Origin of the sequence: Streptomyces sp. NRRL S-118 (assembly GCF_000716335.1) — a bacterium.
GTDB lineage: Bacteria > Actinomycetota > Actinomycetes > Streptomycetales > Streptomycetaceae > Streptomyces.
Window position 1 is genome coordinate 248,699 of sequence record NZ_KL591002.1, and the last position, 14,778, is coordinate 263,476.

15 protein-coding genes and 1 riboswitch are annotated in these 14,778 nt (G+C 73.5%); of the genes, 9 read left to right on the forward strand and 6 right to left on the reverse strand.

Going from position 1 to position 14,778, the window contains the following annotated elements; translation table 11 throughout:
- Positions 1-3: 3 nt before the first annotated feature.
- Together thiS and thiO are read right to left on the reverse strand one after the other, a co-directional pair.
- Positions 4-204 carry a sulfur carrier protein ThiS gene (thiS, locus tag IH00_RS0104540; protein WP_031069809.1) on the reverse strand — a complete coding sequence of 67 codons (201 nt, stop codon included), beginning with the start codon at positions 202-204 and terminating at the stop codon, positions 4-6.
- Entirely contained in the window at positions 201-1,397 is a 1,197-nt protein-coding gene (thiO, locus tag IH00_RS0104545; protein ID WP_052411165.1) for a glycine oxidase ThiO, read from the reverse strand. The genes thiS and thiO overlap by 4 nt, the downstream gene beginning before the upstream one ends.
- Positions 1,395-1,507: riboswitch (TPP riboswitch) on the reverse strand. (Overlaps the previous gene by 3 nt.)
- Before the next feature lie 51 nt (positions 1,508-1,558).
- On the opposite strand from thiO, the gene IH00_RS0104550 reads away from it, so the two are divergent.
- The 6 genes from IH00_RS0104550 to IH00_RS0104575 all read left to right on the forward strand — a co-directional run bounded on the left by IH00_RS0104550 (position 1,559) and on the right by IH00_RS0104575 (position 6,541).
- A complete protein-coding gene (locus tag IH00_RS0104550; RefSeq protein ID WP_031069814.1) occupies positions 1,559-1,921 on the forward strand; it encodes an avidin-fold protein in 363 nt (120 codons plus the stop codon).
- Positions 1,922-2,195: 274 nt separating this feature from the next.
- The gene (locus IH00_RS0104555) at positions 2,196-3,362 is read left to right on the forward strand and encodes an NAD(P)/FAD-dependent oxidoreductase (protein WP_078887586.1); all 1,167 of its coding nucleotides are present in this window, start codon (positions 2,196-2,198) and stop codon (positions 3,360-3,362) included.
- Between the two features lie 62 nt (positions 3,363-3,424).
- Positions 3,425-3,790: an Rv2175c family DNA-binding protein gene (locus tag IH00_RS0104560; protein ID WP_031069818.1), complete on the forward strand. Its 366-nt coding sequence runs from the start codon at positions 3,425-3,427 to the stop codon at positions 3,788-3,790.
- Between the two features lie 110 nt (positions 3,791-3,900).
- Positions 3,901-4,551 carry a thiamine phosphate synthase gene (gene thiE / locus IH00_RS0104565; protein ID WP_031069820.1) on the forward strand — a complete coding sequence of 217 codons (651 nt, stop codon included), beginning with the start codon at positions 3,901-3,903 and terminating at the stop codon, positions 4,549-4,551.
- A gap of 154 nt (positions 4,552-4,705) precedes the next feature.
- Positions 4,706-5,623: a methylenetetrahydrofolate reductase [NAD(P)H] gene (metF, locus tag IH00_RS0104570; RefSeq protein ID WP_078887555.1), complete on the forward strand. Its 918-nt coding sequence runs from the start codon at positions 4,706-4,708 to the stop codon at positions 5,621-5,623.
- A gap of 51 nt (positions 5,624-5,674) precedes the next feature.
- A complete protein-coding gene (locus IH00_RS0104575) occupies positions 5,675-6,541 on the forward strand; it encodes a hypothetical protein (RefSeq protein WP_031069823.1) in 867 nt (288 codons plus the stop codon).
- A gap of 44 nt (positions 6,542-6,585) precedes the next feature.
- On the opposite strand, the gene IH00_RS0104580 is transcribed toward IH00_RS0104575, so the two are convergent.
- From IH00_RS0104580 to IH00_RS45385, 4 genes are all read right to left on the reverse strand, one after another.
- Positions 6,586-8,100: a phytoene desaturase family protein gene (locus tag IH00_RS0104580; RefSeq protein WP_234334763.1), complete on the reverse strand. Its 1,515-nt coding sequence runs from the start codon at positions 8,098-8,100 to the stop codon at positions 6,586-6,588.
- 417 nt (positions 8,101-8,517) lie between these two features.
- The gene (locus IH00_RS0104585; protein WP_031069825.1) at positions 8,518-9,129 is read right to left on the reverse strand and encodes a TetR/AcrR family transcriptional regulator; all 612 of its coding nucleotides are present in this window, start codon (positions 9,127-9,129) and stop codon (positions 8,518-8,520) included.
- Positions 9,130-9,158: 29 nt separating this feature from the next.
- Positions 9,159-11,246 carry a YhgE/Pip family protein gene (locus tag IH00_RS0104590; RefSeq protein WP_031069826.1) on the reverse strand — a complete coding sequence of 696 codons (2,088 nt, stop codon included), beginning with the start codon at positions 11,244-11,246 and terminating at the stop codon, positions 9,159-9,161.
- The gene (locus IH00_RS45385) at positions 11,218-12,405 is read right to left on the reverse strand and encodes an ATP-binding cassette domain-containing protein (RefSeq protein ID WP_420710856.1); all 1,188 of its coding nucleotides are present in this window, start codon (positions 12,403-12,405) and stop codon (positions 11,218-11,220) included. Before IH00_RS45385 ends, IH00_RS0104590 begins: the two co-directional genes overlap by 29 nt.
- A gap of 159 nt (positions 12,406-12,564) precedes the next feature.
- Between IH00_RS45385 and IH00_RS0104600 the strand changes: the two genes are divergently transcribed.
- The 3 genes from IH00_RS0104600 to IH00_RS0104610 all read left to right on the forward strand — a co-directional run bounded on the left by IH00_RS0104600 (position 12,565) and on the right by IH00_RS0104610 (position 14,551).
- Complete coding sequence (locus IH00_RS0104600; RefSeq protein WP_052411166.1) at positions 12,565-13,053, forward strand: SAV_6107 family HEPN domain-containing protein; 489 nt, start codon at positions 12,565-12,567, stop codon at positions 13,051-13,053.
- Between the two features lie 77 nt (positions 13,054-13,130).
- Positions 13,131-13,889 (forward strand): methyltransferase, encoded by a 759-nt coding sequence (locus tag IH00_RS0104605; RefSeq protein WP_031069834.1) that lies wholly within the window; start codon positions 13,131-13,133, stop codon positions 13,887-13,889.
- 266 nt (positions 13,890-14,155) lie between these two features.
- Positions 14,156-14,551: a DUF3040 domain-containing protein gene (locus IH00_RS0104610; RefSeq protein WP_031069836.1), complete on the forward strand. Its 396-nt coding sequence runs from the start codon at positions 14,156-14,158 to the stop codon at positions 14,549-14,551.
- Positions 14,552-14,778 lie beyond the last annotated feature (227 nt).

A 14,778-nucleotide genomic window follows, 5' to 3' on the forward strand; every position in this document is an offset into this window, starting at 1 on the left:
GTCTCAGCCCCCCTGGACAGCGGTGAGGATCTCGATCCGGTCGCCCTCGCCGAGCAGCGTCCCCGCCCACTGGCCGCGCGGGACGACCGTTTCGTTGACCGCGGCGGCCACACCGGAGCGCGCGGTGGTGAGCGTGGCGACCAGGGCGTCGAGCGTGGTCGGGGCGGCGAGCTCGCGGGACTCGCCGTTCACGGAGACGTTCATGACACTCCTGCGGAGACGGGAGCGGAGCCGGAAGCGGCAGGGCGGGAAGTGGCGGTGAACCGGGCCGCGGCGAAGGGCCGTGCCTCCTCCGGAAGGGTGCCGGTCGCGAGCACCTCGGCCATCACGTCGCCGGTGACCGGCGTCAGCAGCACACCGTTGCGGTAGTGCCCCGTCGCCAGGTGCAGTCCGGGCAGGGCGGTCGGGCCGATCAGCGGCGCGTTGTCGGGGGAGCCGGGCCGCAGCCCCGCGCGGGTCTCGGTCAGCGGCAGCTCGGTGATGCCGGGCACCAGCTCGTGGGCGTCCCGCAGCAGCTCGTAGACCCCGCCCGCCGTGACCGTGGTGTCCCAGCCGAGCTCCTCGCTGGTGGCCCCGACGACCAGCTCGCCGTTCTCCCGCGGCACCAGGTACACCTGGCTGCCGCGCACCACCGCGCGTACCGTGCGCGACAGGAACGGCGCGTACGCGGGCGGCACCGTCAGCCGCAGCACCTGCCCCTTCACCGGCCGTACGGGCGGCAGCACCTCGTCCGGCACGCCGCCGAGCCGCCCGCTCAGGCTGCCCGCGGCCAGCACCACCTGTCCGGCGGCGACCCGCGTCCCGTCGCCCAGGACCGCTCCCGCCGCCCGGTCCCGTTCCACCAGGAGCCGCTCCGCCCGGGCCCGGTGGAGAAGCACCCCGGCCCGCTCGCAGGCGGCCACCAGCGCCGCCGCCAGCCGCCGCGGGTCGACCTGGTGGTCGCCGTCCACCCGGAGCCCGCCGCGCACGCCGGGCGCCAGCATCGGTTCGAGGCGGCGGCACTCGCGTCCGCTCAGCCACTCGGACTCCAGGCCCGAACGGCTCTGCAGGGCGTGCAGCTCCCGCAGGTGCGCGCGGTCGTCGGCGTCCAGGGCGACCGCGAGGGTGCCGCACGCGCGGTACCCGACGTCCGTCCCGCCGGCCGCCTCCCGCAGTTCGGCGACGAACTCCGGGTAGCGGCGCGCCGACGCGAGGTTGAGGCCGAGGAGCGTCTCCTCGCCGTAGTGCAGTTCGGTGACCGCGGCGAGCATGCCCGCCGCCACCTGGGCGGCCCCGCCGCCCGGTTCGGGGTCGACGACGGCGGTGCGCAGCCCGCGCTGCGCCGCCCGCCAGGCCGTGACCAGGCCGATGATCCCGCCCCCGATGACGAGGACATCCGGTCCTGTGCGTGGATGCATGGGCGTCCAGCCCCTCCCTTCGCCGGCATGACCCGGATCAGGTTCGTACGGTCGGAGGCCGTCCAGCCTCCCTCTCAGCCCGGTGCGTCCGGGCTCCCGCGTGTGCTCTACGGTGGCCAGACTAACCCCACCCCGCAACGCGCAGTAAGGGAGCCTTCGCCGTGGCGCGCTCGCTCGACGGTCTCGTCCTCGCGCCGGTCGCCGACCAGGCCCCCGGCCAGGTGGGTACGCGGACCCGCTTCACCTACCACGAGGAGCCCGCGGAGCACCCGGAAGCGGGCAGCCGCGTCTGGGCCGAGTACGCGGGCGGGGACGTGGTGCGCGGGTTCCTCGTCGGCACGCGCGCGGGGGACCGGCTGGACTTCCGGTACGTGCAGCTGAAGCGCAACGGGCGCACGGCGTCCGGGCACTGCGTCTCGACGGTCGTGGAGCTGCCGGACGGCCGCGTTCGGCTGGAGGAGACCTGGGAATGGGAGTCCCAGGAGGGCACGGGCACCAGCGTGGTGGAGCAGCTGCCTTCCTGACGTCGCGTCAGCTACGTAAGGTGAGCGGGTGAGCGAGCGGATGAGTGCGAAGCGGCCCCCGGCCGAGGACCCGGCCGAGCAGCGGCCGGCGGACCAGCGGCCGACGGCCGGACAGCCCGCAGGCGGGCGAACGGCGTCCGGACAACCCGCAGGCGGGCGAACGGCGTCCGGGCGGCCGGCGGGGGACGGGCCGGTGCTCCGGCCGTCACCCGGGGAAGCCCCGGGGGGCGAGCCGTCGCCGGGCGGGCGGCGCGTCGTCATCGCCGGGGCCGGGATGGCCGGCGTGCAGACCGCCGTGGCACTGCGCGAACAGGGTTTCACCGGGCGGGTGCTGCTGATCGGCGCCGAGCCCCACCAGCCGTACGACCGGCCGCCGCTGTCCAAGGCGGTTCTGCTCGGCAAGGCCGAGGGGTCCGCCTTCGAGGTCGACTTCGAAGCCCTCGGCATCGAACTGCGCCTGGGGGTGGAGGTCACCGGTGTACGCCCCGGCGCGCACGAGGTCGACACCGAGGCCGGGCCGGTCCCGTACGACGTCCTCGTCGTGGCGACCGGGTCCGTGCCCGTCACGCTGCCCGGCACCGAAGGCGTCCGGGGCGTCCATCTGCTGCGCACGCTCGACGACGCGGAGCGGCTGCGCCCCGTCCTGGCGGACCAGCACGACATCGTGGTCGTGGGCGCCGGCTGGATCGGGGCCGAGTTCACCACGGCCGCCCGCGAGGCCGGCTGCGCGGTCACGGTGGTCGAGGCCGCCGGCCGGCCACTCGCGGGCGCGCTGCCCGCCGAGGTCGCCGGCCCCATGGCCGAGTGGTACGACGAGAGCGGCGCCGCCCTCCTCACGCACGCGCGCGTGGCGCACGTCGAGCCGGGCGAGGTGGCTCTGGAGGACGGCCGGCTGCTGCCCGCGGGGGCCGTGGTCGTCGGCATCGGCGCGCGGCCCGCCACCGACTGGCTCGAGGACTCCGGCATCGAGCTCGGCGAGGACGGCGCGATCGTGGCCGACGACCATCTGCGCACCTCGGTCACCGATGTGTACGCCGTCGGCGACTGCGCCTCCTTCCCCTCCGCCCGCTACGGCGAACGGCTGCTCGTCCACCACTGGGACAACGCGCTCCAGGGCCCGCGCACGGTCGCCGCCTGCATCGTGGGCGAGGCGCCCCGGGCGTACGACCCGGTGCCCTACTTCTGGTCCGAGCAGTTCGGCCGCTTCGTGCAGTACGCCGGCCATCACCCGGGCGCCGACACCATGGTGTGGCGGGGCGACCCGGCCGGTGCCTCCTGGTCCGTGGCGTGGCTGTGCGACGGCGCGCTGCGGGCGCTGCTGGCGGTGGGCCGCCCCCGCGACCTGGCGCAGGGCCGCAAGCTGATGGAAGCGGGCACGGTGCTCGATCCGCAGCGTGTGGCCGACCCGTCCGTCCCCCTGAAGGCCGCAGCTCAGCGGTAGTCCGGCGCGCCCTCGGCGTAGCCCGGGTACCGACTGTCGGTCCGGGATGGCACGCTTGTCCCGTGACCGAGATTGACGCAAAGACCGATGCTCTCGTCCCTGCCTGGCTCCACCTGCCGGACATCGCGGACATGCTTGGTGTCGAGGTGACGCGGGTGCGGCAGCTGGTCAAGGAGGGCCAGCTGATCGCCGTGCGCCGCGGTGAGAACCGGACGCTGCAGGTGCCTGCCGCCTTCATCAAGGACGGCAAGGTGCTGAAGGGTCTGGCCGGGACCCTGACCCTGCTGAAGGACGACGGCTTCACCGACGAAGAGATGCTGGAATGGCTCTTCACCCCCGACCCTTCCCTGCCGGGCACCCCCGCGCAGGCGCTCAGCGAGAATCGCGGCACGGAGGTGAAGCGCCGCGCCCAGGCGCTCGCCGTCTGACGTAACCGACGTACCGAACCGAACCGCACCGACACCAGGTGGTGGGCGGGACGGGCCCGGCTGCCCGGTGCCCGTCCCGCGCACCACCGCACCCACGGGGGGAACACCTCATGTCCACCGCACGCGCGCTCCTGTCCGACGCCCGGCTCTACCTGTGCACGGACGCCCGCAAGCGGCAGGGGGACCTCCCCGCGTTCCTCGACGCCGTGCTCGCCTCCGGTGTGGACGTCGTCCAGCTGCGCGACAAGGGCATGGAAGCCGGTGAGGAGCTGGAGCACCTGGCGGTGTTCGCGGACGCCTGCCGCCGCCACGGCAAGCTGCTCGCGGTGAACGACCGGGCCGACGTGGCCCACGCCATCGGCTCCGACGTGCTGCACCTGGGCCAGGGCGACCTGCCGGTCCCCGCCGCCCGGGCGATCCTCGGCGACCGGGTGCTGATCGGCCGCTCCACGCACGCCGAGGGGGAGGTGGACGCGGCGGTCGCCGAGCCGGGCGTCGACTACTTCTGCACCGGGCCCTGCTGGCCCACCCCCACCAAGCCGGGGCGCTACGCGCCGGGCCTGGACCTGGTGCGGTACGCGGCGTCGCTGGACCAGGACCGGCCGTGGTTCGCGATCGGCGGCATCGACGCGGACACCCTGGACGAGGTGCTGGACGCCGGCGCCCGGCGGATCGTCGTCGTCCGGGCCATCACCGAGGCGGACGACCCCGCGGCGGCCGCGGCGGCGCTCGCCAAGCGGGTGCGCGAGCGGGCCGCCTGAGACCCGCCCGGAGCGGCGGGCCCCGCCCGGCCCCGCGGTGCCGGGAGACGCGGCTCGGCCATGTTTTGTCCGAGGGGTGGACAACAAACCGGCGAATCCGACAAATCCCCCCGCTCTTGTTGGGTGGCCGACCCACCCTCGCTAACCTGCGGGTATGGCCCTTGGCACACCCTCCACCAGGACGGATCGCGCCCTCACCGTGCGCGATCTGCTCGCGACCGGCAAGACGACGTACTCCTTCGAGTTCTGGGCGCCCAAGACGGAGAAGGGCGAGCGGAACCTCTGGAACGCGCTGCGCCGGGTCGAGGCGGTGGCGCCGAGCTTCGTCTCCGTGACCTACGGGGCCGGCGGCTCCACCCGCTCCGGAACGGTGAAGGCCACCGAGCAGATCGCCGCCGACACCACCCTCACCCCCGTCGCGCATCTCACCGCGGTGAACCACACCATCGCCGAGCTGCGCAACATGATCGGCCAGTACGCCGACGCCGACATCCGCAACATCCTCGCCGTCCGGGGCGACCCGCCCGGCGACCCGATGGGCGAGTGGGTCCCGCACCCGGAGGGGGTGAGGTACGCCGCCGATCTCGTCCGGCTGATCAAGGAGTCCGGCGACTTCTGCGTGGGCGTCGCGGCCTTCCCCGAGATGCATCCGCGCTCCACGGACTGGGACACGGACATTCGTCATTTCGTGGACAAGTGCCGGGCGGGCGCCGACTACGCGATCACCCAGATGTTCTTCGATCCGGAGGATTATCTTCGGCTGCGCGACCGGACGTCCGCCAAGGGCTGCGAGACGCCGATCATCCCCGAAATCATGCCGGTCACCAGCGTGAAGCAGATCGAACGGTTCGCCCGGCTCAGCAACGCACACTTCCCGCCCGCCCTGAAAGAGCGGATCCTCGCCGTCCAGGACGATCCGGCCGCTGTACGCTCCATTGGCATCGAGTTCGCAACGGAGTTCGGCGCTCGTCTGCTGTCCGAGGGTGCTCCCGGGCTGCACTTCATCACGCTGAACAACTCCACCGCGACGCTCGAGATCTACGAAAATCTCGGACTGCACGAGCAGTCCTGACCGGCCGTACCCGCTCCGTGACGGGGCGGCGGCCGTACGAGAGGGGCGGGCATGGGCTGGACGGTCCTCTACATCGCGTTCGGAATCGTCGCGTTGTGGCTGCTCGGTGAAGTGCTCCTGCAGTACAAGGCACGGCTGCGCTGGCGCCTGCTCGCCTTCGCGGGCTTCCTGGGCGTGGTCGTGGGCGTGCTGCTGCCCTCCGTCGCGGTGATCATCGCTGGCGCGCTCGCCTTCGCGGTCGGCCAGACGTACGTCACGCTCTCGTTCCGCCGCGGCTTCTCCACCGGCTGGGCGCTCGGCGGCAGCCCCGGCGCGAGCCGCCGGCGCCGGTCCGGCGCCGCGGAGGGCGGTCCCACGCTCCAGGTCACCGACCTCGACTACGACACGCCCGAACCGCCGGCCACGCCCGCCGACACCACGGCCGTCTACGAGCCCCAGCCCCTCCCGGACGAAACCGGGCAGTACGGCGTCTACACGGGCCCCTCCGGCTCCTCCGGTCCCTCCGCGGCCTACGGATTCGAGCAGGCCGGGTCCGACGCGTACGCCGACCGGAACGCGTCGTACGACTCCGGCTTCAGCAGCTACGCCCAGCCCGGGTACGAGACGCAGGACGCCTACACCTACTCCGCCTCGTACGACTACGACACCGGACAGCAGCACTACGCCTCCTACTCCGACCCGTACATCGGCCCCAGCGGCGGCCCCGGCGCCCAGCCGTACGGCGGGTACGACGGCTACGGTGGCCCGCAGCCCTACGCGGACCCCTACGGGGACGGCGCCCAGTACGGCACCGACACGCCCCCCGGCGGCGTCTGGGTGCCGCAGCAGCGCGACGGGGAGCAGCAGTACCCCCCGCCGCCGCCCGGGCAGCCCTCGCCGTACGGCTACGACCCGAACGACTCGCAGTACCGCTACTGAGCCGGGCCCCTGCCCCGGGCCGTGCCGCACGGCCCGCGCTGCGGCTACTGCGAGCCGCGGAAGCCCGCGCCCTCCACGATCAGCCCGGCCGCCAGCGCGCCGGACATCCCGGCGTGCGCGAGCCCCCCGCCCGGATGCGCCCAGCCGCCGGCGAACCACAACCCCGCCAGCGGCGCCGGGTTCGCGGCGGGCAGCAGCGCCCCGCCCGCACCCGCCAGCGCCGGCCCCGGCACCCCGTAGGCGCCCGTCTCCCGGAGCGTGTCCGCGGGGGTGCGCACCACCCGCCACAGCAGCCGCTCCCGCAGCCCCGGGACGGCGGCCTCCGCGGCCGCGGTCATCCGGTCGGCGAACGCGGCCGCCTCCGCTTCCCTGGGCTCGCCCCACAGGTTCTCCGACGCCCACGCGCCGCCCGCGGGAACGGTCGCGGTGACCGTGACCGCCTCGTGCCCGGCGTCGGGGCGCAACCGCTCGTCGTCCGGGCGCAGCACCGTCACGGTCGGCCGCTCGCACAGCCGGCCCGCGGCGAGCGCGTCCAGCTCGTCCTCGCGGTCGGCGGAGTGCACCACCGTGCGGTGGACGGCGTCCGCGGGCCGCCCGCCCCGCAGCGCCAGGAACAGCGTCACGCGCCCGGTGCGCACCGCCGACTGGTAGCGGGGCCACTCGTCCTGGCTGCGCCACTCCAGGACCTGGTCCCGGTACAGCGAGGGCACGGGTGCGCCGGCCACCACGTGGTCCGCCTCGGCCACCCGGCCGTCGGCCAGCTCCACGCCCACGGCGCGGCCGTCCTTCGCGACGACCCGGGTCACCTCGGCACCGAAGACGAACTCGACCCTGCGCGCCCGGCACCGCTCGTACACGGCGTCGGCCAGCGCCCGGATGCCGCCGGAGACGTACCAACTGCCGAAGGTCTGCTCCATGTAGGGCAGCACGGCGGCGGACGGGGGAGCTGTGGCCGGGTCGAAGCCGTAGGCGAGCGCGTAGCTCTCCAGCAGCGCCGCCAGCCGGGGATCGCGCAGCTCGCGACGCCCCACGCCGGCCAGCGTCGTCGCCGCACGGCGCAGCAGACCGCTCCTGAGCGCCGGGTAGGGGTCACGGCCGAACGGCGACACGTCGGCGGGCAGCGGTTCCTCCAGCAGGGGCCGCCGCGTGCGGTCCCACGCGTCCCGCGCGCGGTTGAGGAAGCCGCCCCAGCGCTCACCCGCGCCCGCGCCGAGCGCCGTGTCCAGCGCCGAGACCACACCGGCGCGCGAGGCGTTGGGCAGGGACACGGTCGTGCCGTCGGCGAACACGTGCCGGCTCGCCGGGTCCACCTGGGTCATCCCGACGCACCGCTCCAGCGGCTCCTTGCCGGTCTTGACGAAGAGGTCCCGGTAGACCGCGGGCAGGTGCAGCAGGCCCGGTCCGGTGTCGAAGGCGAAACCGTCGCGCTCGAACCGGCCGACCGCGCCGCCGTACGTCCCCGCGCGCTCGTACACCGTCACCCGGTGGCCCGCCACAGCCAGCCGGGCCGCCGCCGCCATGGCGCCCATCCCGGCGCCGATCACCGCAATCCGTGCCATGCCAGGGACCCTATCCGGCGCCGCCGACCGCACCGTGCCTGGGCATGAACACCCAGCTCTGAGTATCCGTACCTAGGTCATGAGATGAGTAGGGCGGCGGATGGGGCCGGACCCGCGCGGACGGAAGAGTGGAGGCCACGGAAGGGGCGCGGGGCCGGCACCGCCGACACGGGGCGGCGGAACGGCGCCGCGCGCCTGACGGAACGGGGGCACGGGGGAAGAGGAGAACGGGGAACGGGGGAGATCCCGGGACAACGGGGGTGGAAGACCCGGGGGAACGGGGGACGGGGGAGCAGGAAACGCCGCGGGAACGGGGAACGGGGGAGAACCCGCGGAAACGGGGGAACGGGGGAAGCGCCGGTTCGAATGGGCTCGGGGGGATCGAGCCCATCCGGACCGGCTTTCCGTCGTCCGGAGCTACCCCCGGCCGCTCACCCGGCCGTGCAACAGGCGGGACAGGGCGGCGTGGACGTCGTCGATGGAGCGCTCGCTCTGGAACGCCTGCCAGTCCAGCGCCGCCACCAGCACCATGCCGACCAGCGCGGCCGCCGTCAGCGGGATGTCGATCTCGTCGCTCAGCTCACCGTCCGCGACACCTTCCCGCAGCACCGCCTCGACGACGGCGACCGCCTCCTGGCGCACCACCAGGAGGGTGGCCTGCCAGGCCCGGTTGGTGCGCCACAGCTCGGCCACGTACAGCTGCGTGAAGGCCGGGTAGCGGTCGATGAAGAGCAGACCGGCCCGGATCATGGCGTCCAGGGCCTCGACCTTCGTCCCGCCGCGCGCGGCGGTGTCGTCGGCGGCCGCCCGCAGCGACGCCGTGAGCAGTCCGACCCCGTGGCGCAGCAACTCCTCGAAGAGCTCCGTCTTGCTCTTGAAGTTGTAGTAGACGGTGCCCTTGGCCACCCCGGCGCGTTCCGCGATCTCGTCCACCGTCGTGGCCGAGAATCCCTGCTCGGCGATGAGGGTCACGGCGGCCTCGTACAACTTGGTGCGAGTGGCCTGCCGTCTGCTGCTCCGGGTGTCCATGGGGACGATTCTCACAGGTCTCACCGCCTCTACAGAGTCAGCTCGGGGTGCAGCCGGTCCAGGGTCCACACCTGCTTGCGCCGGGCGGAGAGGGCCGTCAGCGCCAGCGCGCCCAAAGTGAAGGCGGCCAGAACCGCGGAGCCCTGCCAGACCGGACCGAGGCCGCCGCCCGTGATGAGCCGGCGCAGCGCCTCGACGACGTACGTCATCGGCAGGAAGGGATGGATGGCGTTGAAGAAGCCCGGGCTGGTCTGGACGGGATAGGTACCGCCGGCCGAGGTGAGCTGGAGCATCAGCAGGGCCAGCACCAGGATCCGGCCCGCCGCGCCGAACCGGGCGTTCAGCCACTGGATGATCGCCGCGAAGCAGCAGGTCACCAGCGCGAGGAAGGCGACCGTCCCGGCGGCCTGCGCCATCTTCAGGCCGAGCCCCCAGCGCAGCACCGACATCAGCGCGGCCACCTGGAGCAGGCCGATGGCGGCCACCGGCAGCCAGCCGGCCAGCGCCGTGCGCCAGGCCGAGGCCCCCGCGGCCAGGGCCCGCCGGTTGAGCGGCTGGATGAGCATGTACGCCACCATGGCGCCCACCCAGAGGGAGAGCGGGATGAAGTACGGGGCGAAGCCCGTGCCGTAGTTGGGCGCCTTGTGCAGCGACTGGGAGGCGAGCTCGACCGGGTCGGCCATGACCTCGGTGCGGCGGTCGCGGTCCTTCTTGTCGTAGTCCGGGATCTTGTCGACGCCCTCTTTGAGGCCCTGGGCCAGGTCGCTGGAGCCGTCGGCGAGCTTGAACAGGCCGCCGTCCAGTTCCCCGGCGCCCTTCTTGAGCTTGCCCACCCCGGTGTCCAGCGCGCTGGAGCCGGTCTTGGCGCTCGTCACCCCGGTGTGCACCTGGTCGGCGCCCGTGGCGACCGCGTGGGCGCCGGCGTTCAGCTCGTTGATCTTCGTGACGGCGTACTGGAGGTCGCTGTCCAGGTTGGGCGCCCGCTTGGCGAGGGCGTCGGCCTTCTTCTGGAGGTCGGCCAGCTGCGCGTCCAGCTTCTTCAGGTCGCCGTTGCTGTCCTTGGACAGCTCGTGCAGGTCGTCGGCGATCCTGGCCACGTCGGCGGAGGTGACCTTCGCGCGCTCCATGGCCGGGCACCACTGGGGGTCCGGGACCGGCGCGTCCTCGCAGCGCTCCTTGTGGAGGCCGGCCAGGGCGGTGGCGTCCTCCTGGGCGTTCTGGCGCAGGGTGGGACCGGTCTTCACGATCAGGTCGAGGTTGTGGCGCATGGCGGCCGACAGGTCCGAGACCAGGCGGGCCGAGTCGCCGATCTTCTTGCCGTTGTCCTTCAGGTACGGGCGGACGTCGGCCGCCACTCCGTTGACCTTGTCGGCCAGCCTCTGCGTACCGTCCGCCACCTGCCGGGCGCCCGTCTCGACCTGGCCGGCGCCCTTGTCGAGCTCCTTGAGGCCGCCGGCCAGCTTGCCGCTGCCCTGCTTGGCGTTCTTCAGGCCGTTCGCCAGGTCGGCGGAGCCCTTCTTCGCCTTGCCCACGCCGTCCTTGACCTGGTCGGCACCCTCGGCGGCCTTCTCGGTCGCGTCGTGGATGTCCGAGAACGAGATGAAGATCTTGTCCAGGAAGGAGCGGGACGTCTTCGTCGAGGCGGCGGTGCGCACCTCGGAGAACACCGTCCGGGAGATCTGCCCGACGATGTAGTTGTTGGCGTCGTTCGTCCGCACCTTCAGGGCGCCCGTCTCAGGGGCGTTGCCGGAGCTGGAGGCGATGCGCTTGCTGAAGTCGCCGGGCATGGTGAGCGACAGGTAGTACGTGCCGTTCTCCACGCCCTCACGCGCCTCGGCGTCGCTCACCTCGTGCCACTGGAAGACCTTGCTCTCCCGCAGCCCCTTGGTGATGTCGTCGCCCGCGTTGAGCTTCTTGCCGTCGGCGGTGGCGCCCTTGTCCTCGTTGACGAGCGCGACGGGGATCTTGTCGAGCCTGCCGTACGGGTCCCAGAAGGACCACAGGTACAGCGCGCCGTACAGCAGCGGCAGCAGCAGGATCGCGACGAGTGCCGCGCGCGGCAGCTTACCCCTGCCGAACCGCTTCAGCTCAAGCGCGGCCAGTTTCGGCGAGCGCATCGGCCGTCCCCTCCTCGGTGGTGCGGATCGTGATGGTGTTCCCGGGAGCCTCGCTGCACACCGCCAGCACGGTGGTGCCGCCGTCGGCGATCGACCGCAGCATCCGCCACGCCTCGGCCCGGTCGGCGTCGGACAGCTTGAGGTCCGCGTCGTCGACGGCCAGCAGACGCGGCTCGCCGATCAGGGCGAGGGCCACGGACAGGCGCAGCGCCTCCAGCCGCTCGAGATCGCGCACGGAAGTGCGCTCCCCCTTGGGCAGCGCCGCCACATCCAGGCCCGTCGCCTCCAGCGCGGCCTCGATGCGTGCGCGGGAGGCCGCGGCCCGCTCGGCACGCGGGCGCAGCAGGGCGAGCGGGGAGGCGTCGAACCGGCGCTGCAGCAGCGCGCGTTCCCGCAGGTGCTCGCCGACGGTGAACGCCGGGTCGAGGTCGCTGACCCCCGGCACGGGACCGAGGGCGCTGATGCGGCGTACGGCGGCCATCTTCCGGGGCAGCCGCAGACCGGCGACCTCGGCGTGCCCCTCGGTGGGGCGCATGCGGCCGGTGAGCGCCAGGAGCAGGCAGGTGCGGCCGGACCCCGACGGCCCCTCCAGGGTGATGAGGTCACCGGGCGCGGCCTCCACGGACACGCCCCGGAAGACCCAGCCGCGCGGCCCCTTCATCCCGAAGCCCTCGGCCACCAGCGCCGCGCCGCGCGGCTCCTCGGCGGAGGGGGCGCCGGCCGGGCGGCCGGTGCCGGTGCGGCCGGTGCCGGCGCCGGTTCCCGTGCCCGAGGCGGTGGTGTCGGTGTCGGGATCGGTCTCCGCCGCTTCTGTGCGGTCGCTCGCGCGGTCCTCCGCGTCCCTGTCCGGCTTTTCCGCATCCGCCGCGCTGTCCCGCGTGTCGCGGGCGCCGTCCTCGGACCCCGTGGGACGGCCTTCCGGCACGGTGCTCCCGGCCTGCGCGGTTTCCGCGCCGGTCTGCCCGGTGCTTCCGGCCCGCCCGGTTTCCGCGCCGGTTTCTGCGGGCTGCGCCTCCTCGGTGCCGTCCTCGGCCGTGCGGTCGGTGGCGTCAGCGCCCTTCGTGCCCGAGCTGCCTTCGCTGCCGTCGCCGCCCTTTGTGAGGTCCGTGCGGTCGGCGCGGTCGGTGCGGTCGGGATTCCCGGGTATGCCCTTGTCCACGACCCTCCCCCCAACTTCTTTGAACTGACCAGTCAGTTCAAAAGCTACTCCGAACGCCCGCCCGAAGCAAAAGCGCAGCTCAGCCCGGATTGTCAGTGGTGGCCTGCACGATGGGCACATACGGCCACAGCGCCGTCCCGCGACGACAGGAGGTTCGTCATGGCCGGTTCGAACGCAGCAGCGCGTGACGTCCACCCCGTGCTGCGCCGCGCCTCGGCACCGCCCGCCGCCCTGGACCTGCTCGCCCAGGCGCACGCCGGCCTCGATGAGGCGGCCGCGCTCGACACCCCCAACGAGCGGTACGCCACGGCCCACCTCGCCGCCCTCCGCGCCGCCGCCGCGGTCCTCGCCGCCCGCGGCCGCCCCGAGGCCACCCCCCGCAAACGGCAGCAGATCCGCAGCGCTTGGGAAGTCCTTCCCGAGATCGCCCCCGAGCTGACCGAGTGGAGCGCCCTGTTCGCCTCCGGAGCAGCCCGCCGGGCCCGGGCGGAAGCCGGCATACAGGGCGCGGCGAGCGCCCGCGCCGCCGACGACCTGATACGCGACGTGACCGTGTTCGTGCGACTCGTGGAGCGGTTGCTGGTGCTCCGTCCGGTGCTGCCCAGGCCGAGGGTGCGGCAGTCGGGTGCGGACGACGGCACGGGGTGAGCCATGGGGTGACCGGGGACGGCAGGTGAGGCCATAGGGTGGGAGGCGTTCATCACCCTCCCGAGGAGTCAACTGCCGTGTCGGACCCGCAGCGCCCCCGCGCCTCCCTTCGTACCGCCGTGGTGTGGGACGTCCTCGAGGACGCCCTCGACCGCAGGGTCAAGGCGACCGGTAAGGACAGCCTGGACGTCCTCGACACCGGTGGCGGCAGCGGGAACTTCGCCGTGCCCGTCGCCCGCCTCGGACACCGGGTCACGGTCGTGGACCCCAGCCCCAACGCCCTGTTCGCGCTGGAGCGCCGGGCCGGCGAGGCCGGTGTGGCCGACCGGGTGCGCGGCGTCCAGGGCGATGTGCACGGCCTGTTCGACGTCGTCGAGCGCGGCGGCTACGACGTGGTGCTGTGCCACGGCGTCCTGGAGTACGTGGACGACCCGGTCGAGGGCATCAGCAACGCCGTCGAGGCACTCCGTCCCGCCGGTGCGCTCAGCCTGCTCGCCGCCGGGCTCGGCGGGGCCGTCCTCGCCCGGGCGCTCGCCGGGCATTTCACCGAGGCCCGGCACGCGCTGAGCGACCCGGCCGGGCGCTGGGGCGAGGGCGACCCCGTGCCCCGCCGCTTCACCGTCGAGCAGCTCACCGAGGTCGTCGAGGCGGCCGGCGTGGACGTCGGCGCGGTCCACGGCGTGCGGGTCTTCGCCGATCTGGTCCCCGGTGTTCTGGTCGACACCGAGCCGGGCGCCCTGGACGCGCTGCTGCGGCTGGAGGCGGCGGCCGCCGAACTGCCCGCGTTCCATTCGGTCGCCACGCAGCTGCACGTCCTGGGCGAAAAGCGGGGCTGACGCGCGCAGTGGGCTGATCAGCGGCGCAGCGGCAGACGGAGTACGTCACACACCCCCCGATCGCCGTCGGATCCCCGTATGATCGAGGGACACCATCCGGCATGACGGATCGGAGGACGGGGAATCAACGCCTCACCAGCCGAACCGGCATGGCGGCCCGATCGGTGAATCGGGACAGAGGGCGGGTTTCACGGGGGCGATTCCCTGCCTATCCTGAAAGGGCCGCATACCGGTCGCCCCCCGCGACCGACGACGAGGAGGACTCCGTGCCGCTCTCGGAGCACGAGCAGCGAATGCTCGAGCAGATGGAGCGAGCGCTGTACGCCGAAGATCCCAAGTTCGCGACAGCGCTCGAGGGAAGCGGGCTGCGTACGTACACCCGGCGACGGGTCTACCAGGCGGTCGCAGGCTTCCTTGTGGGTATCGCGCTCCTCATGGCCGGAATGGTCGCCCAGCAGATCTGGATCAGCGTGGTGGGTTTCCTCGTCATGCTGGGCTGCGCGGTCCTCGCGGTCACCGGTTGGCGCAAGGCGCCCAAGCCGGGCGAGCAGCAGTCACCGGCCGGCGCCCCGGGTCCCGGCCGGCAGGCCAGGCAGCGCCGCTCGATGATGCACCGGATCGAGCAGCGGTGGCAGCGCCGCCGCGACGAACAGGGCCACTGAGCGCGCAGACGGCATCACCTGCGCGGCAGCGCGCAGGACAACCGCATCGTGAGCACGCGCGTGCGTGCATCAAGGCTGAGGGGTGACCGCTTCCGAGCGGTCACCCCTCAGCCATGCCCTCGGCGAGTCGGCCGTCCGCTCCGCAAACACCGCCGGCCCGCATGCCCCACCCGGCAGCCTGCGGGCTCTGCGCGCGCCCGCGCCGGGCGCCCTCCCGGTACCGGGCA